The sequence below is a fragment of the Dactylosporangium sp. CA-092794 genome (genome assembly GCF_050948465.1).
Classification (GTDB): Bacteria; Actinomycetota; Actinomycetes; order Mycobacteriales; family Micromonosporaceae; genus Dactylosporangium.
This window is the reverse complement of the sequence record NZ_CP192044.1, coordinates 2,409,745-2,431,494: the sequence shown is the minus strand read 5'-3', so window position 1 is coordinate 2,431,494 and position 21,750 is coordinate 2,409,745. Positions and strand designations below refer to the sequence as shown.

At 69.5% G+C, this 21,750-nt stretch carries 16 protein-coding genes and 3 rRNA genes; 7 read left to right on the top strand and 12 right to left on the bottom strand.

The annotated features are described in order from the left end of the window. The 7 genes from ACQPXD_RS10690 to tyrS all read right to left on the bottom strand — a co-directional run bounded on the left by ACQPXD_RS10690 (position 1) and on the right by tyrS (position 11,626). A complete protein-coding gene (locus tag ACQPXD_RS10690) occupies positions 1–1,074 on the bottom strand; it encodes an HAD-IIA family hydrolase (protein ID WP_432843785.1) in 1,074 nt (357 codons plus the stop codon). Between the two features lie 212 nt (positions 1,075–1,286). Then, positions 1,287–2,588: a hypothetical protein gene (locus tag ACQPXD_RS10685; RefSeq protein WP_432837249.1), complete on the bottom strand. Its 1,302-nt coding sequence runs from the start codon at positions 2,586–2,588 to the stop codon at positions 1,287–1,289. Further along, the gene (locus ACQPXD_RS10680) at positions 2,531–4,189 is read right to left on the bottom strand and encodes a hypothetical protein (RefSeq protein ID WP_432837247.1); all 1,659 of its coding nucleotides are present in this window, start codon (positions 4,187–4,189) and stop codon (positions 2,531–2,533) included. The genes ACQPXD_RS10685 and ACQPXD_RS10680 overlap by 58 nt, the downstream gene beginning before the upstream one ends. Positions 4,190–4,477: 288 nt before the next feature. Continuing rightward, positions 4,478–4,594: ribosomal RNA gene (gene rrf / locus ACQPXD_RS10675) — 5S ribosomal RNA — on the bottom strand. Between the two features lie 121 nt (positions 4,595–4,715). Then, positions 4,716–7,828: ribosomal RNA gene (locus ACQPXD_RS10670) — 23S ribosomal RNA — on the bottom strand. 340 nt (positions 7,829–8,168) lie between these two features. Continuing rightward, positions 8,169–9,683 (bottom strand): 16S ribosomal RNA (locus ACQPXD_RS10665). Together the 16S, 23S and 5S rRNA genes form the textbook arrangement of a ribosomal RNA operon. A gap of 674 nt (positions 9,684–10,357) precedes the next feature. Next, positions 10,358–11,626 carry a tyrosine--tRNA ligase gene (gene tyrS, locus ACQPXD_RS10660; RefSeq protein WP_432837245.1) on the bottom strand — a complete coding sequence of 423 codons (1,269 nt, stop codon included), beginning with the start codon at positions 11,624–11,626 and terminating at the stop codon, positions 10,358–10,360. Between the two features lie 96 nt (positions 11,627–11,722). Here tyrS and ACQPXD_RS10655 point away from each other — a divergent pair, with 96 nt between their 5' ends. From ACQPXD_RS10655 to ACQPXD_RS10645, 3 genes are read left to right on the top strand one after another with little or no spacing between them, the layout of a single operon-like run. Next, on the top strand, positions 11,723–12,031 hold the full coding sequence (locus ACQPXD_RS10655; RefSeq protein ID WP_432837243.1) for an antibiotic biosynthesis monooxygenase family protein: 309 nt from the start codon (positions 11,723–11,725) through the stop codon (positions 12,029–12,031). 2 nt (positions 12,032–12,033) lie between these two features. Continuing rightward, entirely contained in the window at positions 12,034–13,554 is a 1,521-nt protein-coding gene (locus ACQPXD_RS10650) for a class I SAM-dependent methyltransferase (RefSeq protein ID WP_432837241.1), read from the top strand. Positions 13,555–13,567: 13 nt separating this feature from the next. Continuing rightward, positions 13,568–14,473, top strand: a complete 906-nt coding sequence (locus ACQPXD_RS10645) for an NADP-dependent oxidoreductase (protein ID WP_432837239.1) — start codon at positions 13,568–13,570, stop codon at positions 14,471–14,473. Positions 14,474–15,092: 619 nt separating this feature from the next. Here ACQPXD_RS10645 and ACQPXD_RS10640 read toward each other — a convergent pair. The 3 genes from ACQPXD_RS10640 to ACQPXD_RS10630 all read right to left on the bottom strand — a co-directional run bounded on the left by ACQPXD_RS10640 (position 15,093) and on the right by ACQPXD_RS10630 (position 16,754). Then, positions 15,093–15,878, bottom strand: coding sequence for an SGNH/GDSL hydrolase family protein (locus ACQPXD_RS10640; protein ID WP_432837237.1), 786 nt, complete (start codon positions 15,876–15,878; stop codon positions 15,093–15,095). Continuing rightward, positions 15,875–16,102: a hypothetical protein gene (locus ACQPXD_RS10635; protein WP_432837235.1), complete on the bottom strand. Its 228-nt coding sequence runs from the start codon at positions 16,100–16,102 to the stop codon at positions 15,875–15,877. The genes ACQPXD_RS10640 and ACQPXD_RS10635 overlap by 4 nt, the downstream gene beginning before the upstream one ends. 337 nt (positions 16,103–16,439) lie before the next feature. Continuing rightward, positions 16,440–16,754, bottom strand: a complete 315-nt coding sequence (locus ACQPXD_RS10630) for an SDR family oxidoreductase (protein ID WP_432837233.1) — start codon at positions 16,752–16,754, stop codon at positions 16,440–16,442. On the opposite strand from ACQPXD_RS10630, the gene ACQPXD_RS10625 reads away from it, so the two are divergent. Then, positions 16,753–17,064, top strand: coding sequence for a hypothetical protein (locus tag ACQPXD_RS10625; RefSeq protein WP_432837231.1), 312 nt, complete (start codon positions 16,753–16,755; stop codon positions 17,062–17,064). The genes ACQPXD_RS10630 and ACQPXD_RS10625 overlap by 2 nt on opposite strands. Here ACQPXD_RS10625 and ACQPXD_RS10620 read toward each other — a convergent pair. After that, a complete protein-coding gene (locus tag ACQPXD_RS10620; RefSeq protein WP_432837229.1) occupies positions 17,061–17,678 on the bottom strand; it encodes a hypothetical protein in 618 nt (205 codons plus the stop codon). The genes ACQPXD_RS10625 and ACQPXD_RS10620 overlap by 4 nt on opposite strands. Positions 17,679–17,742: 64 nt before the next feature. Next, on the bottom strand, positions 17,743–18,321 hold the full coding sequence (locus ACQPXD_RS10615) for a hypothetical protein (RefSeq protein ID WP_432837227.1): 579 nt from the start codon (positions 18,319–18,321) through the stop codon (positions 17,743–17,745). A 62-nt stretch (positions 18,322–18,383) separates the two neighbouring features. Between ACQPXD_RS10615 and ACQPXD_RS10610 the strand changes: the two genes are divergently transcribed. From ACQPXD_RS10610 to recQ, 3 genes are all read left to right on the top strand, one after another. Beyond that, positions 18,384–19,391 carry a hypothetical protein gene (locus tag ACQPXD_RS10610; protein ID WP_432837225.1) on the top strand — a complete coding sequence of 336 codons (1,008 nt, stop codon included), beginning with the start codon at positions 18,384–18,386 and terminating at the stop codon, positions 19,389–19,391. A gap of 79 nt (positions 19,392–19,470) precedes the next feature. Next, the gene (locus tag ACQPXD_RS10605; RefSeq protein ID WP_432837223.1) at positions 19,471–19,827 is read left to right on the top strand and encodes a YciI family protein; all 357 of its coding nucleotides are present in this window, start codon (positions 19,471–19,473) and stop codon (positions 19,825–19,827) included. 97 nt (positions 19,828–19,924) lie between these two features. Beyond that, entirely contained in the window at positions 19,925–21,742 is a 1,818-nt protein-coding gene (gene recQ / locus ACQPXD_RS10600; protein ID WP_432843783.1) for a DNA helicase RecQ, read from the top strand. Positions 21,743–21,750 lie beyond the last annotated feature (8 nt).

Below are 21,750 nucleotides of genomic sequence, written 5' to 3'. Positions count from 1 at the left end.
TCAGGCCAGCCTGAGCCACTTCAGGGCGGCCTGGGCGGCCTCGCCGTCGCCCACGATGGGCCGCGGCTCGTCCGCCGCCCACGCGACCGCGCACAGCGCCGACAGCGCGTCGACGCGGCGACCGCCGCCGGACAGTTCCCACCGCCCGTCGAGCTCCGTGACCCGCCACTCACCCGGCCGCGACAAAGGCCGGGCGAACAGCCCGCCCAGGTCCTCGGCCACGAACGTCGGACGCCGCTCAACCGGGGCCGCGAGCACCTCGGCCGCGTCGGAGACCCCGGTCAGCACGAGCATGCTGTCCATGCCGGCCCGGAAAGCCCCCTCGATGTCGGTGTCGAGCCGGTCCCCGACCACGAGCGGCCGCTGCCCGTTGCGCTCCCGCGCCGCCTCCAGGAACAGCCCCGGGTCCGGCTTGCCCACGATCGTGTCCGGCGGCCGCCCCAGCGCCGTGGTCAGCGCCACCACCAGCGACCCGTTGCCGGGCACCGGCCCACGCGGCGACGGCAGCGTCTTGTCGGCGTTCGTCGCGATCCAGGCCGCCCCGCCGCGGATCGCCACCGCGGCGTCGGCCAGGTCGCGCATGCGCACATCCGGCCCGTACCCCTGAACGACGACCCGCGCCCGCTCCGCCTCGCTCACCGGCGTGAGCCCCACCGCGACGACCTCCTCGCGCAGCGCGGGCGCACCGAGCACGAGCACCGGCGTACCCGCCGGAAACCGCTCCGCCATCAGCAGCGCCGTCGCGTGCGCGGACGTGACGACCTCGCGCGGGTCGGCCGGAATCCCGATCCGCGTGAGCAGAGCGGCCACGTCGCCGGGCAGCCGCGAGGCGTTGTTCGTCGCGTACGCGCTGGGAATCCCCCGCTCCCGCAGCCGCGCACAGGCCTCCGCCGCGCCTGGAATGACCTGATCGGCCAGGTACAGCACCCCGTCCAAATCGAAGACGACGAGGTCATACCCCCCAACGAGGTCCCCACCGCCGCCGCTCCCCGCAGCGCTGTCGCTTGCGGCAGCTCTGTCGCTTGCGGCAGCTCTGTCGCGGACCGCACCGCTCCCCGCAGCGCTGTCGCCCACCGCGCTGTCCCGGGCTGCGCCGATTCGGCCGGCGCTGTCGCCCGCAGCGCCGTCCCGGGCGGCGCCGATCCGGGCGGCGCTGTCCGCGGCCGCGCCGGTCCGGGCGGAATTGTCCGCGGCGGCGCTGGGCCGTTCGGCGCCGGTCGCGGTCACGCCGCCTGCTGCCGGCCCCGCCTCGCCGGCTCCGTCCCCGGAGCCGGCGCCGTCAGCGCTCACGCCGAGCCCTTCGCGTCGCTTCCACCGGCCGGCCGGGCATCGTCTCGCGTCGTCACGGGCTCAGTATCGCCGAAGTCGCTGTCCCGCTCGTCGTCGCCCACCGCCCCCTCGGCGTCCCCGCGTTCCTCGCCGCCCTCGGCGTCGTCCTCGTCGTCCTCGCCACCGGTCTCGGCGTCCCCGTCGCGCTCGTCGTCAAACGCATCGCGGTCGTCGTCCTCGCCGGCCTCTTCGTCGTCCTCGCCGCCTTCGCGGTCTTCGCGGTCGTCGTCTTCGCCGCCGAGGTCGTCGCCCTCGTCCCGGTCTTGGTCGTCTTCGTCGTCGAAGTCGTCGTCCTCATCGCCGTCGAAGTCATCGTCCTCGTCGTCTTCATCGTCGTCGAGGTCGTCGTCTTCGTCGTCGTAGTCCTCGTCCTCGTCGTCCTCGTCGTCGCCGAACTCGTCGTCGTCTTCGCCTTCGTCGTCTTCGTCGTCGAAGTCGTCCCGGTCGTCTTCGTCCTCGTCGTCGTCGAACTCGTCCTCATCGTCGAGGTCGTCGTCGTCCCGGTCTTCGTCGTCGTCCTCGCGGTCGTCCCCGTCGTCGGCGGCGCCGCGCGCCTCCGGGTCGTCGCGCTCCTCGTCGTCCTCGTCGGCGTCGCCGTCGAGCGTGATCCCGTCGAGCTCGAGCAGCCGCTCCGCCGCGTCGGTACGCAGGTCCTCGTCCAGGTCCGCAGCCCGCGCGAACCACTCGCGCGCCTCTTCCCGCCGCCCGGCCCGCAGCAGCGCATCCGCGTACGCATACCGCAGCCGCGCCGCCCACGGCGCATCCGGCGCCGACGTGAGCTCCCGCACCTGCAGCATCGCCACGGCCGCGTCATGCTGCCCCATGTCCCCACGGGCCCCCGCGGCGACGATGAGCAGTTCCACGATCTCCTCGGCCGACAGCCGCTCCCGATCCGCCGTCCGGAACAGGTCGATCGCCTTCTCCGGCCGCCCGAGCGCCCGCTCGCAGTCGGCGATGACAGCGATGTGCGTCTGCCGTCCGGTCATCCGGTGGTACGTCCGCAGCTCCCCCAGCGCCGTCTGCCACTCCCCGGCGTGGTACGCCGCGAGCCCCGCCGCCTCCCGAACCACCGCGATCCGCGACGCCTTCCGCCGCGCCACGAGCGCATGCGCGAGCGCCAGCTCCGGGTCGTCGTCGATCAGCTGCCCGGCCGCGACGAGCCGCCGCGCCACCTCCTCGGCCACCGGCCGCGCGAGCGAGCTCAGCTCCGCCCGCACCTCCCGGTCCAGCTCCGACGCGTCGATGTCGTCGGCGAGCACCGGGTCGGCAACCCGGCTGACGGTCTCCTCGCCGCCTTCCTCACCGCTGACGAACCCGGGATCACTGGTCCGCGGCCGATACCCGCCGGCGTCGCTGCGCCGCAGCCCGTCGGGCCGCTCAGACGCAGCACCGCGCCCGCCGGAGTCCCGATCCCGGAACCCGCCACCGCGCGACTCGCCGTCCCGATCCCGGTACCCGGGCCGATTCCCGCCCCGGTCCCGCGACCCACCGTCCCGATCGCGCCCGCCGTCACGGTACCCGCGCGGCCCGCCGTCCCGATACCCGGACGGCCGCTCACCACGAGCCCCGCCGTCCCGATCGCGATAGCCGGACGGGCGGTCACCGCCGCGCGGCCCGCCGTCCCGGTCCCGGAAGCCCGACGGCCGATCGCCACCACGGAACCCACCCTCACGGTCCCGATTGCCGGACGGCCGCTCACCACGCGGCCCGCCGTCCCGGTCGCGATATCCACCCGGACGGTCTCCACGAGCCCCGCCATCCCGATCCCGGAACCCGGACGGGCGGTCACCGCCGCGCGGCCCGCCATCCCGATCCCGGAAGCCCGACGGCCGATCGCCACCACGGAACCCACCGTCACGGTCGCGATAGCCGGACGGCCGGTCGCCACGCGGCCCGCCATCCCGGTCCCGATCACGGAACCCGGACGGCCGGTCCCCACGCGGCCCGCCGTCACGGTCCCGATCACGGAACCCGGACGGCCGCTCACCGCGCGGCCCGCCGTCCCGGTCCCGATCGCGGAACCCGGACGGGCGGTCACCGCCGCGCGGCCCGCCATCCCGATCCCGGAAGCCCGACGGCCGGTCGCCACCGCGGAAGCCACCATCGCGATCCCGATACCCGCCGCGATCCCGGTCGCGGAACCCGCCACTCTCACGAGGCCGGAACCCGCCACCGTCACCGCCGCGGCGACCACTGTCGCCGTCCCGGTCGCGCGGCGCACCGTCGCGGTCACGGAACCCTTCCCGCTCGCGGAACCCGCCACGGTCGCGATCGCGAGGAGGGCCGGAACGATCGCGGAACCCGCCCCGCTCTCCGTCACGCGCGGGGAAGCCACCCCGGTCGCGATCGCGCGGCGCACCATCACGGGAACCGTCCCGGTCGCGGAAGCCGCCATCGCGCGGACCACCCGCGGAACCACCCCGGTAGCCGCCGGCGCCGCGATACCCGCGCTCGCCCGAGTCCCGGCGTTCGCCGCCGCCACCGTCCCGGCCACCCGGCCGGTAGCCACCCTGACCGCGCTCGTCGCGGCCGCGCGCGTCCCGGCCACGGCCGGCACCGTCGCGGAAGCCACCCTCACGGTGTCCGCCGCCGTCGCGGTCGCGGAACCCGCCGCCCTCGCGGCCACGGTCCGGAGCTCCGCCGTCGCGATCACGACCGACCGCGTCACGATTGCGGAACCCGCCGCCCTCACGGCCGCGGAATCCGCCACCTTCACGGCCGCGGTATCCGCCACCGTCCCGGTCACGGAACCCGCCGCCCTCACGGCCACGGGACCCACCACCGTCGCGGTCGCGGTGCCCGCCACCGTCCCGGTCGCGGAACCCGCCGCCTTCGCGGCCGCGGTGCGCGCCGCCGTCACGGTCGCGGAACCCGCCGCCCTCACGGCCACGGTGCCCGCCAGCGTCGCGGTCGCGGAACCCGCCACGGTCGCGCGGCGCGCCCTGGCCGTCCCGTCCGGAGCCGGCGCGGGACCCGTCACGAGCCGGCCCGTCGTCCCTACGCGGCCGCTCCGGCCCGTCCTGGCCGTTGCCGTCGTGTGGCGTTGCGTTCACGGCTTTCATCCTTCCCAACCGGGGTGCGCGGCATGCGCTCGACCCGGTAAACGAGTCGAGGGCCGCCCAACAGGGCGACCCTCGATCGAAAGTTTGTCCGGCGGCGTCCTACTCTCCCACACTCTCACGGGTGCAGTACCATCGGCGCTGGAGGGCTTAGCTTCCGGGTTCGGAATGGGACCGGGCGTTTCCCCTCCGCTATGGCCACCGAAACACTATGAACCTGTCAACCCCGCACACCCAACCCCCCACCTTTCCCGAGGGGTCCGGGGTGCGAACGGTATTGGTTCAGAATCACACAGTGGATGCGAAACAGCCCTTACAGCTGTATATGAGGTCAAGTCCTCGGCCTATTAGTACCGGTCAGCTCAAACCTGTTACCAGGCTTCCACTTCCGGCCTATCAACCCAGTAGTCTCGCTGGGGGCCTTAACCCTCAAGGGGTGGGATACCTCATCTCGAAGCGAGCTTCCCGCTTAGATGCTTTCAGCGGTTATCCCTTCCGAACGTAGCCAACCAGCCGTGCTCTTGGCAGAACAACTGGCACACCAGAGGTTCGTCCGTCCCGGTCCTCTCGTACTAGGGACAGCCCTTCTCAAGTATCCTACGCGCGCGGCGGATAGGGACCGAACTGTCTCACGACGTTCTAAACCCAGCTCGCGTACCGCTTTAATGGGCGAACAGCCCAACCCTTGGGACCTACTCCAGCCCCAGGATGCGACGAGCCGACATCGAGGTGCCAAACCATCCCGTCGATATGGACTCTTGGGGAAGATCAGCCTGTTATCCCCGGGGTACCTTTTATCCGTTGAGCGACACCGCTTCCACCTGCCAGTGCCGGATCACTAGTCCCGACTTTCGTCCCTGCTCGACCTGTCAGTCTCACAGTCAAGCCCCCTTGTGCACTTGCACTCAACACCTGATTGCCAACCAGGCTGAGGGAACCTTTGGGCGCCTCCGTTACATTTTAGGAGGCAACCGCCCCAGTTAAACTACCCACCAGACACTGTCCCTGAACCGGCTCACGGCCCAAGGTTAGATACCCAAATCCACCAGAGTGGTATTTCAAGCTTGCCTCCGACAGTCACTGGCGTGACCGCTTCACCGGCTCCCACCTATCCTACACAAGCGAATTCGAGTACCAATGTCAAGCTATAGTGAAGGTCCCGGGGTCTTTCCGTCCTGCCGCGCGTAACGAGCATCTTTACTCGTACTGCAATTTCGCCGGGCCTGTGGTTGAGACAGTGGGGAAGTCGTTACGCCATTCGTGCAGGTCGGAACTTACCCGACAAGGAATTTCGCTACCTTAGGATGGTTATAGTTACCACCGCCGTTTACTGGCGCTTAAGTTCTCCGCTTCGCCCCGAAAGACTAACAGGTCCCCTTAACGTTCCAGCACCGGGCAGGCGTCAGTCCATATACGTCGTCTTACGACTTAGCATGGACCTGTGTTTTTAGTAAACAGTCGCTTCCCCCTGGTCTCTGCGGCCACCAACCGCTCCACCAGCACGTGGTCTCACCATCGGTGGCCCCCCTTCTCCCGAAGTTACGGGGGCAATTTGCCGAGTTCCTTAACCACAGTTCGCCCGATCGCCTCGGTATTCTCTACCTGACCACCTGTGTCGGTTTCGGGTACGGGCCGCTCGAAACTCGCTAGAGGCTTTTCTCGGCAGCATGGGATCACTGGCTTCACCTGAAACGGCTCCGCATCACGCCTCACCCACCATGTGCCACGGATTTACCTATGACACGGGCTACACGCTTGCCCCGGCACAACCACCGGCCGGGCCCAGCTACCCTCCTGCGTCACCCCATCGCTTGCCTACTACCACCCAAGTTCCCAAACTCCAGCCATCCCCCCGAAAGGTTCAGACCATCGCAAGGTTAGTACAAGCAGGTTCAGCATGGACGCTTCTACGCGGGTACGGGAATATCAACCCGTTGTCCATCGACTACGCCTCTCGGCCTCGCCTTAGGCCCCGACTCACCCAGGGCGGATTAGCCTGGCCCTGGAACCCTTGGTCATCCGGCGGCAGGGTTTCTCACCCTGCTTTCGCTACTCATGCCTGCATTCTCACTCGCGCCACCTCCACGGCTGGATCACTCCGCCGCTTCACCGGTGACACGACGCTCCCCTACCCATCCACACACCTGGACCCCAAAAAAGGGGCCGGGTACACGCGTGAATGCCACAGCTTCGGCGGTGTGCTTGAGCCCCGCTACATTGTCGGCGCGGAACCACTTGACCAGTGAGCTATTACGCACTCTTTCAAGGGTGGCTGCTTCTAAGCCAACCTCCTGGTTGTCTATGCGACCCCACATCCTTTACCACTTAGCACACGCTTAGGGGCCTTAGCTGGTGATCTGGGCTGTTTCCCTCTCGACTACGAAGCTTATCCCCCGCAGTCTCACTGCCACGCTCTCACTTACCGGCATTCGGAGTTTAGTTGACTTCAGTAAGCTTGTAGGCCCCCTAGGCCATCCAGTGCTCTACCTCCGGCAAGAAACGCGCAACGCTGCACCTAAATGCATTTCGGGGAGAACCAGCTATCACGGAGTTTGATTGGCCTTTCACCCCTAACCACAGATCATCCCCCAACTTTTCAACGTTGGTGGGTTCGGCCCTCCACGCGGTCTTACCCGCGCTTCAGCCTGCCCATGGCTAGATCACTCCGCTTCGGGTCTAGGACACGCGACTGAACGCCCTATTCAGACTCGCTTTCGCTACGGCTCCCCCACACGGGTTAACCTCGCCACGTATCACTAACTCGCAGGCTCATTCTTCAAAAGGCACGCCGTCACCCCCACCAAAAGGCAGGACGCTCCGACGGATTGTAGGCGCACGGTTTCAGGTACTATTTCACTCCCCTCCCGGGGTACTTTTCACCTTTCCCTCACGGTACTCGTCCGCTATCGGTCACCAGGGAGTATTTAGGCTTACCAGGTGGTCCTGGCAGATTCACGGCAGATTTCAGGAGTCCGCCGCTACTCGGGAACACACACAACAGACCAGCAGTTTTCGCCTACCGGACTCTCACCGTCTACGGTGCCGCTTTCCAGCGAACTTCAACTAACCACCGGTTTTCTCACTGCCGTCCCGGATGGCAGCCCGGAAACTGTGCGTCCCACAACCCCGAACACGCAACCCCTGCCAGGTATCACACGTGCCCGGTTTAGCCTCATCCGCTTTCGCTCGCCACTACTCACGGAATCACAATTGTTTTCTCTTCCTGCGGGTACTGAGATGTTTCACTTCCCCGCGTTCCCTCTACCTGCCCTATGTATTCAGACAGGAGTGACACCACATGACTGGTGCCGGGTTCCCCCATTCGGACACCCTGGGATCACAGCTCGGTTGACAGCTCCCCCAGGCCTATCGCGGCCTCCCACGTCCTTCATCGGCTCCTGGTGCCAAGGCATCCACCGTACGCCCTCAGCAACTTGACCACAAAGCAATAAAGATGCTCGCATCCACTGTGCAATTCTCAACCAACACCAAACCCAGAACGTTGACTGTCCAAGCCTCCGGCCATCCGACCGAGGTCCCCGAACCATTCTGGATTCACGTCCGAAACACACCATCGCTGGTTGTTTCAGGACCCAACAGGGTGCCTATACGCTCTCCTCCAGCCGCACCAGCCGCGTTCCACACCACTCACGTGGCAGTACTAACCGCGCCGGCCGTTGCCGAACAGAACTTCGCCAGTGTCTCCGCCATCGAGCACCCCACCAGCACACTCGGCCGGTGTGGGCTCCTTACCACCGTTCGGTGGAAGGCGCTCCTTAGAAAGGAGGTGATCCAGCCGCACCTTCCGGTACGGCTACCTTGTTACGACTTCGTCCCAATCGCCAGCCCCACCTTCGACGGCTCCCTCCACAAGGGTTGGGCCACCGGCTTCGGGTGTTGCCGACTTTCGTGACGTGACGGGCGGTGTGTACAAGGCCCGGGAACGTATTCACCGCAGCGTTGCTGATCTGCGATTACTAGCGACTCCGACTTCACGGGGTCGAGTTGCAGACCCCGATCCGAACTGAGACCGGCTTTTTGGGATTCGCTCCACCTCACGGTATCGCAGCCCTTTGTACCGGCCATTGTAGCATGCGTGAAGCCCTGGACATAAGGGGCATGATGACTTGACGTCATCCCCACCTTCCTCCGAGTTGACCCCGGCAGTCTTCGATGAGTCCCCGGCCGAACCGCTGGCAACATCGAACAAGGGTTGCGCTCGTTGCGGGACTTAACCCAACATCTCACGACACGAGCTGACGACAGCCATGCACCACCTGTGAACGGCCCCGAAGGACCCGACATCTCTGCCGGATTACCGAACATGTCAAACCCAGGTAAGGTTCTTCGCGTTGCATCGAATTAATCCGCATGCTCCGCCGCTTGTGCGGGCCCCCGTCAATTCCTTTGAGTTTTAGCCTTGCGGCCGTACTCCCCAGGCGGGGCGCTTAATGCGTTAGCTGCGGCACAGAGAACCGGAGAGGCCCCCCACACCTAGCGCCCAACGTTTACAGCGTGGACTACCAGGGTATCTAATCCTGTTCGCTCCCCACGCTTTCGCTCCTCAGCGTCAGTATCGGCCCAGAGACCCGCCTTCGCCACCGGTGTTCCTCCTGATATCTGCGCATTTCACCGCTACACCAGGAATTCCAGTCTCCCCTACCGAACTCAAGCCTGCCCGTATCAGCTGCAAGCCCACAGTTGAGCTGCGGGTTTTCACAGCTGACGCAACAAGCCGCCTACGAGCTCTTTACGCCCAATAAATCCGGACAACGCTCGCGCCCTACGTCTTACCGCGGCTGCTGGCACGTAGTTGGCCGGCGCTTCTTCTCCAGGTACCGTCACTCACGCTTCGTCCCTGTCGAAAGAGGTTTACAACCCGAAGGCCTTCATCCCTCACGCGGCGTCGCTGCATCAGGCTTCCGCCCATTGTGCAATATTCCCCACTGCTGCCTCCCGTAGGAGTCTGGGCCGTGTCTCAGTCCCAGTGTGGCCGGTCGCCCTCTCAGGCCGGCTACCCGTCGTCGCCTTGGTAGGCCATCACCCCACCAACAAGCTGATAGGCCGCGAGCCCATCCCACGCCGAAAAACTTTCCACACCCGACGATGCCGTCCGATATGAATATCCGGTATTAGCCCCCGTTTCCGAGGGTTATCCCAAAGCCTGGGGCAGGTTACTCACGTGTTACTCACCCGTTCGCCGCTCGAGTACCCCGAAGGGCCTTTCCGCTCGACTTGCATGTGTTAAGCACGCCGCCAGCGTTCGTCCTGAGCCAGGATCAAACTCTCCAACAAAACCAACGTTGGTGAATCAATCACCCGGCAACAAACATGTTGTCACCAAAGGAATCCCAGACACGACCAATCCCCCGAAAGGGACCACCGTGCCACGGGGTAAATTTCAATTGGCACTGGCTTAACAAGCACCCTGTTGAGTTCTCAAACAACCAACACACACCGCCGAACCTTGCCGTTTCCGGCTCAGTCCGCCCGGGGCGTTTCGTACCGCTTCAGTCTAGCAGGTCCGCTTTGCGGTGTCAAGTCCGGTTCGCCGTACTTTGTCCCGTTTTGCGAACACACAACAGCTCTTCCGGTAACCCGGTCGAGTGTCGTAGGGTGTCGGCAGGACGTCCGCTGCGGCTCGCTTTCGCGACCCGCGTGCTTCGTCCGTGTCCCTGCCGGTCTTCTACCTTACCCGCTTGGCGTCTGGCGTCCAAATCGTGTTCGCCAGCCGTTTCACGGGCACGATCGCTCGCCGGTCACCCGGTCTGTGATCGTTTTTGGGGCTTCGGCAAGACGTCCGCCGCGGCGCGTCAAGCGCTCCGCTGTCTCGTTCGTTTCCCTGCCGACCGTCTACATTACTCGGCTTCCGGATCTCCACCAAATCGATAAGCGGTGATGCCGGGCGCCGGGCGCCGTAGCGAGGTCAAAAGTTACACGGCGCCCGGCGGCGTCGCCAAATCGGCTGGTCAGCCCGCGACGAGCTCGACACCCGCGAAGGTGCGCTTGCCCTTGCGCAGCACCAGCAGCCCGTCGGCGAGGGCCCGGTCGGCGGGCACGACCTCCTCGGCGTCCGACACCCGCTCGTTGTTCACGTACGCCCCGCCCTCGCTGACCGTCCGCCGCGCCTCGTTGCGGCTGGCGACCAGGCCGGCGGCGATGAACAGGTCGGCGACGGTCGAGCCCGGCGGCGCAGTCACCAGGCCGGCCTCGCTCAGCGCGGCGCGCAGCGTCGACGCCGACAGCTCGCCGAGCGAACCCCGCCCGAACAACGCCTGGCTCGCCGCGATCACCTGCGTGGTCTCCTCGGGACCGTGCACCAGCCGGGTCATCTCCTCCGCCAGCCGGCGCTGCCCCATCCGGGCCGCGGGGCGATCCGCGGTCTCCTTCTCGATCGCCTCGATCTCCTCGCGCTCCAGGAACGTCAGCTTGCGCAGCAGGCCGCCCACGAGCGCGTCCTCAAGGTTCACGAAGTACTGGTACAAGGCGTACGGACTGGTCATCGACGCGTCCATCCACAGACTGCCGCCGCCCGTGGACTTGCCGAGCTTCTCGCCGGCCGAGTTCACCAGGAGTGGCGTCGCCAGGAGGTGTACCGAAGCACCCTCAACTCGGTGAATCAGGTCGGTGCCCGCCGTCAGGTTGCCCCACTGGTCGCTGCCGCCCGTCTGCAGTTTGCAGCCGTAGCGCCGGTACAGCTCCAGGAAGTCCATGCCCTGAAGGATCTGGTAGCTGAACTCCGTGTAGCTGATGCCCGCATCGGAGTTCAGCCGGGCGCTGACGGCGTCCTTGGTGAGCATCTTGTTGACCCGGAAGTGCTTGCCGATGTCGCGCAGGAAGTCGATGGCGGACATCGGGGCGGTCCACTCGTAGTTGTTGACCATCCGCGCCGCGTTGCTGCCGGTGAAGTCCAGGAATGGCTCGATCTGCGCGCGCAGCTTGTCCACCCACTCCTCGACCTGGTCGCGGGAGTGCAGCTGCCGCTCGGCGGACGGCCGCGGGTCGCCGATCAGGCCGGTGGCGCCGCCCACGAGGGCGAGCGGCCGGTGCCCGGCCAGCTGCAGCCGGCGCACCGTGAGCACCTGGAACAGGTGGCCGATGTGCAGGCTCGGCGCGGTCGGGTCGAAGCCGCAGTAATAGGTGATCGGCCCCTTCGCCATCTCCGCGCGGAGTTCGTCGAGGTCGGTCGAGAGCGCGATCAGGCCGCGCCACTGCAGATCTTCGAGCACATCGGTCATGGCGCGATTGTCCCACTCGGCCCGAGTCCGGCCCCACCGCGTTGCCGCCCGCCCTGGTGACGGGGTTTTGTCATACCCGGCCGCTAGGGTTGGGGCATGGCAGTCGTGAAGATCAACGCGATCGAGGTCCCCGAGGGCGCGGGGCCGGAGCTGGAGCGCCGCTTCGCCGCGCGGCACGGAGCCGTCGAGGGCTCGCCGGGTTTCCTCGGCTTCGAGCTGCTGCGGCCGGTTAAGGGTGAGACCCGCTATTTCGTCTACACGAAGTGGGAGTCGGAGGAGCATTTCCGGGCGTGGTCCGACGGGCCGGCCCGGGAGGCGCACTCCGGGGAGCGCGCGAAGCCCGTGGCGAGCGGGTCGAGCCTGCTGGAGTTCGAGGTCGTGCAGCACGCGGACCCGCAGGACTGACCGTGGCGCCCTTCGTCCTCTTTCCCGGCCGGCATCACCTGCTGACCCGCTTCCAGGGGTTGTACCTGCGCGGTCTGGCCGAGGACGCCGTCGCTCGGGACGCGACGATCGTGTGGGCCGTGACCAGCGCCAATCATCAGAACACCAAGCGCAACCCGGTCGCCTACGACCGGCGGGAGGCGGCGATCGAGCGGTTCAGCGCGCAGGAGGGCCTGCGTTCGCTGGTGGTGCCGGTCTTCGACACCGCGCACACCGAGCGGTTCGCCGAGGTGACGCTGAAGAGCGTCGAGTCGGTGCTCGGCCGGCGGCTCACCCCGCAGGACACGGTCGTGGCCTGCTCGACCCCGGAGGTGGCCGCGCTGTATGCGGCGCTGGGCTTCCGGATCGCCGCGGTCGAGGCGGATCCCGCGCTCGAGCGGGCGCCGGAGCGGCCGTGGGACGTGCTGCTGCGCCTGGCGGCCGGCGACCGGTCGTGGCGCGACCTGGCCCATCCGGCGACGGTCGACGTGTTCGACCGCTACCGGCTCGACGAGCAGGTCGCGCTGGTCGTCAACGACCCGGTGGTCGGCGAGGAGGGCGGGCTCACCACGACCCGCGACTACCGCACCTACGCGGAGGCGTTCGAGGCGAGCGCCGAGCGCAAGTGGGAGCTGGTGAAACGGCACGTGCGGCCGGGCCGCATCGTCGACGTCGGCTGCGGCGCGGGGGCGGTGCTGGCCCTGGCCGATCGCGAGCCGGCGCTGCGCGAGAGCGACCTGATCGGCGTCGAGGTGGCCCGCCACCTCTACGAGGAGTGCGTGCACCGCAAGGCGCAGGGCTGGTTCACCAACCCCAACGTGTATTTCTACTGCCGCAACGTGCTCGGCGGCGCCGTCTTCGCGCCGCGCTCGATCGACACGACGCTGACGTTCGCGCTGACGCATGAGATTTGGTCGTACGGGGAACGCATGGCCTCCCTGCGCGCCTTCGCCGAGGCGATCTACGAGCACACGGTTCCGGGCGGCGTGTGGATCAACTCCGACGTGTGCGGGCCCGACGGCCGCGACCGCACGGTCCGCCTGTCGCTGCAGGGCGCGCCCGGCGCGGCCGGGCCGCTGGACGGGCTGACCCGCGACGAGGTGGCGGCGCTGGTCGAGGGGCTGTCGACCCGGGCCCGGCTCGACCGGTTCGCCGCCGACTTCCACTTCCCCGTGCCGTTCAAGGACCTCGCGGACGTGTCCGACCCGGGTGCGGTGGAGATCGCGCTGGGCGACGCCATGGAGTACCTCACCCACAAGGACTATCCCGACAACTGGCTCTCCGAGGCCCACGAGCAGTTCTGCGGCCTGGAGTTCGCCGACTGGAAGGCGCTGCTCACCGACGTCGGCTTCGAGGTCGACGCCGCCTCGCACTCGTGGCGCAACGACTGGATCGTGGAGCACCGGATCCGGCCGTTCGCCCAGCTGTCCACAGTGGACGGTGCGCCGCTGGACTGGCCCGACACCCACATCCTGCTGGTCGCCCGCCGGCCGCTCAACACCTGATTCGGAGCCGATCGTGAAGGCGTTGCAGTATTCGGAGTACGGCCCGTCGAGCGTCCTGGAGGTCGTCGACCTGCCCGAGCCGCAGCCACCGGCGGGCAAGGTGCGCATCGTGGTGCGCGCCGTCGGCATCAACCCGTTCGACTGGAAGGTCCGCAAGGGTCTGTTCGGCGACACCACGCCGAGCCGTCTGCCGGTCGTTCCGCATTCCGACGTGGCCGGCGTGGTCGACGCCGTCGGCGAGGGGGTGACCGGCGTGGCGGTCGGCGACGAGGTGTTCGGCATCGCCGTGGGCGGCGGCGCCGCCGAGCGGGCGGTGCTGCGGTTCTGGGCGGCGAAGCCGGCCGGGATGTCGTTCGCCGAGGCGGCCGGCCTGCCCAACGTGGTCGAGACGGCCGGGCGGGCCCTCGACCTGCTGGGCGTCGAGAAGGGCCAGACGCTGGTCGTCAACGGCGCGGCCGGAGGGGTCGGCATCGCCGCCGTCCAGTTGGCCGTCGCCCGGGGTGCGGCGGTGATCGGCACGGCGAGCGAGCGCAACCACGAGTTCCTGCGATCGCTGGGCGCCACGCCGGTGACCTACGGCCCGGGCCTGCCCGACCGCGTCCGGGCGGTCGCGCCGGGCGGCGTCGACGTGGCCCTCGACACCGCCGGCCGCGGCGCGGTGGCCGACCTGATCACCCTCACCCCGGCCCCGGCGGCCGTGGTCAGCATCGCCGACTTCGACGCCCCGCGGCTGGGCGCCCGCGTGACCGACGGTTCGGAGGGCCGCGCGTGGCAGACCCTCGCCGAGGCCGCCGCCCTCTTCGCGGAGGGCCGCTTCACGATGCCGGTCGAGCGCACGTTCCCCTTGGCGGAGGCCGCAGCCGCCCACGACCTGAGCGAGTCCGGCCACGTCCGGGGAAAGGTGGTGCTGGCCCTCTGACTCCCGTGGCGCGGCAGCCTGGCCCGACCGCACGGCTGGAGCCCAGCGGCCGACCGCCCGCCTGGCCCGACCGCCTGGTCCAACGGCGCGCCGCACGACCGCGCGGCGGCACGACCGCGCGGCGGCACGACCGCGCGGCGTCACGGCGTAACGACCGCGCGGCGGCACGGTCGGGCGGCCGCACGACGGTGCGACAGCGCGGTCGCACAGTGGCGCGATGCGGGCAGCCCGCTCGCGCCGGGTGCAGAGCCGGACGCGGTGGGCGTGAGGCGGTGTGGCCGAGGGGCCGAGGGGCCGAGGCGGCTTCGGTTCGGCCAGGGCTCGTGGGTCGAGCGGCCGGGAAGCGTGTGGCCGTGTGGCCGTGTGGCCGAGGCGGCTTCGGTTCGGCGAGGCTCGTGGGTGGAGCGGCCGGAAAGCGTGTGGCCGTGTGGCCGTGTGGCCGAGGCGGCTTCGGTTCGGCGAGGCTCGTGGGTGGAGCGGCCGGAGGCAGTCACGGTTCGGGCGGGACCAGATGCGCGAGGGCGAGGCCGGGCCAGGCAATCACCCGTGAACGGAGCCATGCCGACCCGGCCGGGCAATCACGGTGAAGAGCCGGGTCGTGCCGAGCGGGGCTGCGGGGTCAGGGTTCCAGGATGACCGGGGTGGGGGTGGCGCGCTTGCAGACGCGGTTGTCGCCCGAGGAGCGGCCCAGCAGGTGGCGGCCGGCCCACGGGAGCATGTGGAGGCGGATCCAGGTGAGTTCCGCGGCCAGGGTTTCGTGGCGGCGCCGGGCCGGGGGTGGTGGGAGTTCGGCCGTCCAGGAGTCGTCGAAGCCGGGCAGGCCGAGCGAGTAGGCCAGGGCGCGGCCGATGCGCTCGTGGCCGGCGGTGTTGGCGTGCAGGCGGTCGTCGCTCCACAGGCGAGGGTCGGAGGCCACCGGGTAGGCGCCCAGGTCGAGCAGGATCGCGCCGCTGGAGGCCGAGGCGGTGCGGATGGCCTCGTTGAGGGCCAGCACTCGGCCGCGCAGCGGCTTGGCGATCGGCATCACGGGGGCCGGGTCGGGCAGGGTGAAGGTGAGGACCGTGGCGCCGGACTCCACCAGGGCGCGCTGCATGTCCTCGATGTGGGCGGCCACGGCGGACAGGTCGAAGGAGGCGCGCAGGATGTCGTTCATCCCGGCCACGACCGTGGCCAGGTCCGGCTCCAGCTTGAGGGCGGGCTCGAGCTGCTCGGCCCGGATGCGGGCGGTGGTGCGGCCGCGGATGGCCAGGTTGGCGTACTCCAGCGGGGCGGACTGGGCCCGGGCGACGTGCTCGGCGAAGCGGTCGGCCCAGCCGCGGTAGCCGCCGTTGCCGTCGCGGTCGTCCATGCCTTCCGTGGTGCTGTCGCCGATGGCCACGTACCGGCGGTACCCCTTCGGAATCATGGGCGACGCTGCGCGTATGCGGCGCGGGCCGGCTCGACCGCGGGCCGGTGTTCGCGGGCCCGGGCGCTGCACGCGTCCATCGCGGGGAACAGCGAGCGGCCGAGATCCGTGGCGGCGTGCAGGCTGGTCAGCACCATGCCGGCCCGCTTGTCGCTGATCTGGAACGGCGTCACGGTCGACGGGCAGGCCGGGTCGAACGGGTCCGGCGGCAGCGGTTCGGGCACCGCCCCACCGTAACGCGTGCCCTGGTTTCGTCGCAGTTACCGGTGGAGGGGCTGGGCATTTCGGGCAGCTGGCCCAGGCCGGAAACTCCGATCAGAGCGCCCGCGGACAGAACTCTCCGCGATCATGCCGTAGTCGCCGCCCGCACCACGCGTTTTCCATGATCGCGGAAGGATTATGTACACATAGGTACCATATGTCTCCGTGATCATGGGAAACCCGTCACGCGCTGGCAGGAGTCGCATGATCACGGAGAGATCGCGCTGTTCCCGCCCGCACGCACCGCGGCGCAGCGCGGCACGGCCGCCTGGCCCGGAGAGATCCGGTCGGAAACTCAGGTCAGGAGGAAGCCGCCGTGACGAAGCGGTTCTCCATCAGGTAGAGGTGCGTGGCGGCGATCTGGTCCGCCTCCCCCACCGTCCTGGGCAGGGTGCGCTCGGCGAGCGTCGCGAACACCGCCTCCCGCTGCGGCTGCGCAATCCCGTCCCACATCGGCGTGCGGATCACACCCGGGCGGACCGCGTTGACGCGCACCGGCGCCAGCTCCACGGCCAGCCCCCGGGTCAGGCCCTCGATGGCGCCGGCGCCGCCGGCCCCGAGCGCGGCCCCGGGCGTCGGGCGGACACCGATCGAGGCGCTGCTGAGCGCCCTCATGGAGGTCGGTGAGCAACTGGTCGCGCGGGTGCCGCACGCCGCCCGGCGCCGGGCGGTCATCCGGGCCAGCCCGGAGCTGCAGGAGCGGGAGCGCACCAAGTTCGCGGCCGTGACCGACGCGCTGGCCGGGGCGCTCGCGCGGCGCGGGCCGGGCGAGTCCGAGGCGCGGCTGCTGGCGCACGTCGGCGTCGCCATCTTCCAGACCGCGTTCGAGCGCTGGACCGACCGGCCGCACGACGCGGACTTCCCGGCGCGGATCCGCGAGGCGACGGACGAGGTCGCCGCCAGCCTCGCGGCGGCGCGTCGCTAGTGGGCGGCGGCGAAGGCCTCGAAGCGCTCCGCGACGCCGGTCAGGTCGTCCTGGTCCGACTCCAGGGTGTGCTCCCCCACCGTGGTGGAGACCCGCCAGCGGCGCTGGGCGGGCACGAACGCGACCCGGATCGACGAGCCGTCCTCCCGCCACAGCTGGGCCGAGGGGTTGTCCGCGTCGAGCCGGCCGATGAAGTCGCGGATGTCGTCGCCGGTCGGGTGGTGCGCGAGGGAGCCGTCCTCCGTCGTCAGGCGCGGCACCGGTACCCGTAGCAGGCGCCGCGGCTGCCACAGCGCGGCCGGGCGGTGGCGGCCCGGGCGCTGGAAGCACAGCAGCTCGCACTCGTCGGCGAGCTTGTGGATGAAGTGCAGAGCCTCCCGCGGCGTCTCGGCACGCAGGGTCAGCAGCACGTGCGTGTCAGCCCCGACGATCGGCTCGGCCCACAGCGCCGGATCGACCCCCGCGCGCGCCCCACGATGGAACCGCTCGATGCCGTGATCGACGATCGCCCATCCCGCGTCGCCCCGCCGCAACGCCTCATACCGGTCGACGCCCTGGTCAACCGTGATCGGCCGGGCCTCGTACCAGACACCAACCTCGATCAACTCCGCCATGGAAGACCACCGTACGGAACCGCCAGAAAAGGGCGCAACTCAACCACGGATCGTGCAGACTCCATCACCTGTCCGCCGTTTCGTCCCCGGGGCCCGCGGTTTCGGCTATCTTGTGGGCCCGCACCGATTCGACGAGTCCGGCGGCGTCGTGGGTTGTCACGACGAGCGAACCGAAGGTGTCGCGGGGTAGTTCCAGTGTGACGGCGGTCTGCGGCAGCACCGCGACCCGGCCCCACTCGGTGAAGTGCCCGGCCGGCTTGGCGCGCACGGCGGCGATGTCCCGCCACAGCACGGTCACCGGCGGGTGACGGCTCGAGGCGGGGCGGCGCGGGCGCAGGGTGAGCCCGTCCGCACCGGCGGTGATGCGGACCGGGACCCCGCCGCCGAAGAGCAGCGCGAAGCCGGCGCCGAGATCCCAGATCAGGGCGGCACGGTGCAGCGGGACGTGACCGGACCAGCGCTCGGCGCCGGCCTGGTGCGCGGCGCGCTGGCGCCGCCGCGCCCACCACTGGGCGAGGAAGAGCGGTCCGATCGCGGCCGCGGCGAGGCCGGCGAAGGCCAGGGCGGCCGGCCAGCGTCCGAGCAGCGGCAGACCGACGGGTACCGCGGCGGCGAGGAACAGCCACCAGCCGCGCCCCCGCACACCAAGAAGGCTACGCGGACCCGGGTTTGTGCTGGCCGCCCCCGCCGGTCAGGATGGGGCGCATGCGCTCTGCGACCCCCGTCCGGCTGCTGGTGACGGCCGCGACCGCCGCCGCCGTCCTCGCCGTGGCCGGGTGCGGCGGGAAGGGTGAGGAGCCCGCCGCCGTGCCGCAGGCCGCCGCGCCGGCCCCGTCGGCGCCGGCCTCGGTGGACCCCACCCCCGGCGAAGTGCAGTCGCTCGGCGTAGCGGCCTCGTCGCCGGCCGCGACCGCGGTGCCGGTGCCGGCCGGGGTCACCGCGGGCATCGTGATCTACGACCGGCAGGCCGGCGCCTACCTGGTGCAGCAGCGGGCCTCCTGGCGCTTCCGGTCGGCGTCGCTGGTCAAGCTGCTGATCGCGCTGGACTACTTCTGGAACAAGGGCCCGTCGTACTCGGTGCCCGCCGCCGACCAGCCGAAGCTCGAGATCATGCTGCGCAGCAGCGACGACTCGGCGGCGACCGGGTTCTGGAAGGCGGCCGGGCAACGCGACGTGGTGACCCGCATGGTGCAGCGGCTCGGGCTGCAGGACACGGCGCTGCCGCCGGCGAGCCAGCCCGGCTACTGGGGCTACACCGCGGTCAGTGCCGGGGATCTGGTCCGGATTTATCGGTACATCCTGGAAAAGGCGCCGGCGCCGGTGCGCGAGTTCATCCTGAGCAACCTGCACGCCACCACGAAGTGCGGCACCGACCATTACGACCAGTCGTTCGGCATCCCCAGCACGTTCAAGCAGCCGCGCGCGGCGAAGCAGGGCTGGTCGGGCTTCGGCGACAACCCGGCCACCCCGTGCGTCGCGGGCGCCGGCCTGCCCGCCGGAGCCGGCGGCGCCGAGTTCGTGCCGGCCGGGGGTACCAATCCGCCGGACATGATGGGCGAGGTGCTGCACACCACCGGGACCGTCGGGGCGGACGACCGGTACATCGTGGCGGTGCTGACCGTGCACCCCGACGGCACGCAGTTCGCGAAGGCGGCCGCGGCGCTGACGAAAATCACCAAGTCGCTGCCGCTGCCCGCGTCGACGAAGTTGTGATTCCACGGGAGCGTGTCGAGACCGGCCGGGCGGCTCCGACCATCGGGCGAGTTCCGTTCCTCGTGAGGAGTTGATCGTCGTGAAGTACCTGCTGCTGATCCACATGAACCCCGAGATCTGGGCGACGCTGACCCAGGCCGACATCGACGACGTGATGGCCGGGCACGAGCAGTTCATCAAGACCATCACCGAGTCCGGCGAGCTGATCCGGACCGACGCGCTGGGGCAGCCGGCGGAGAGCGCGGTCGTGCGCGTGCGGTCCGGCGCGCAGACCGTGACCGACGGGCCGTACGTCGAGGCCAAGGAGTTCCTGGCCGGGTTCTACCTGGTCGAGTGCGCGTCCAAGGAGCGCGCCGTGGAGCTGGCGGCCATGATCCCGGACGCGAAGTGGAACGCGATCGAGGTGCGCCCGATCGTGTACACCCAGGAGGCATGACGCAAGGTAGTCGGCCACGGCCGGTCCGTCACCGTGCGGATCGGCCGCCCCATTTCTGTCGGTGGGTGTCCGTAGAATCTCCGGCGTGGACAGCGGGATGAGCGCGCTCGATGTGTTACGCAGGGTGTTCGGCTATGACGAGTTCCGGGGCAGCCAGCAGGAAATCATCGAGCACGTGATCGGCGGCGGCGACGCGCTCGTGCTCATGCCCACCGGCGCCGGCAAGTCGCTGTGCTACCAGATCCCGGCCCTGGTCCGGCCCGGCACGGCGGTGGTGATCTCGCCGCTGATCGCCCTGATGCAGAACCAGGTCGACGCGCTGCGCGAGCTGGGCGTGCGGGCCGGGTTCATCAACTCCACGCTCGACCCCGACGAGCGGCGGGTGGTCGAGGCGGAGTTCGCCGCGGGCGAGCTCGACCTGCTCTACCTGGCCCCGGAGCGGCTGGCCGGGCAGGGCACCCTGCGGATGCTGGAGCGGGGCCGGATCGCGCTCTTCGCCATCGACGAGGCGCACTGCGTGTCACAGTGGGGCCACGACTTCCGCCCCGACTACCTCGGCCTGTCGATGCTGCACGAGCGCTGGCCCGACGTGCCGCGCATCGCGCTCACCGCGACCGCGACCACCGCCACGCACCAGGAGATCGCCACCCGGCTGGGGCTCACCGAGGCGCGGCACTTCGTGTCCAGCTTCGACCGGCCCAACATTCAGTATCGGATCGTCGCCAAGCAGGATCCGCGCCGCCAGCTGCTGGAGTTCCTGCGCGGCGAGCACCGCGGCGAGGCCGGGATCGTCTACTGCCTGTCCCGCAACTCGGTGGAGAAGATCGCCGAGTTCCTCAAGGACAACGGGATCCCCGCGCTGCCGTATCACGCCGGCCTCGACGACCGGATCCGGGCCGGCAACCAGTCCCGCTTCCTGCGCGAGGACGGCCTGGTCATGGTCGCCACGATCGCGTTCGGGATGGGCATCGACAAGCCCGACGTGCGCTTCGTCGCCCACCTCGACCTGCCGAAGTCGATCGAGGGCTACTACCAGGAGACCGGCCGGGCCGGGCGCGACGGCGAGCCGTCGGTGGCCTGGCTCGCCTACGGCCTGCAGGACGTGGTCCAGCAGCGCAAGATGATCGACACCTCGGAGGGCGACGCCGCCCACCGCCGCAACCTCTCGCAGCACCTCGACGCGATGCTCGCCCTATGCGAGACGGTCGAGTGCCGGCGGGCCCGGCTGCTCGCCTACTTCGGCCAGGAGCTGGGCAAGTCGTGCGACAACTGCGACACGTGCCTGGCCCCGCCCGAGTCCTGGGACGGCACGATCGCCGCGCAGAAGCTGCTGTCCACCGTCTACCGGCTGCACCGGGAGCGCAACCAGAAGTTCGGCGCCGGCCAGTGCATCGACATCCTGCTCGGCAAGAAGACCGACAAGGTCGTCCAGTGGCACCACGACGAGCTGACCGTCTTCGGCGTCGGCGCCGACCTGCGCGAGGCGGAGTGGCGGGCGGTGATCCGCCAGCTGCTCGCCCAGGGGCTGCTGGCGGTCGAGGGCGACTACGGCACGCTGGTCCTTACCGACGGCAGCGCCGAGGTCCTGGGCCGCCGCCGGCCGGTCATGCTCCGGCGCGAGCCCGAGCGCCCCGTGTCGGTGGCGAAGACGGCGAAGACGGCTCGGCAGCGGGAGGCCGCCGAGCTGCCGGCCGAGGTGGCGCCGGTCTTCGAGCACCTCCGGGCGTGGCGGGCGGCCACGGCGAAGGAGCAGGGCGTGCCGGCGTATGTGATCTTCCATGACGCGACGCTGCGGCAGATCGCGGCCGAGCGGCCGGAGTCGCTGGAGGCGCTGGCCACCGTCAGCGGGGTCGGGGAGAGCAAGCTGGCCAAGTTCGGGTCGCAGATTCTGTCGGCTTTAGCGGAGGTGTCCTGAGACCGGGG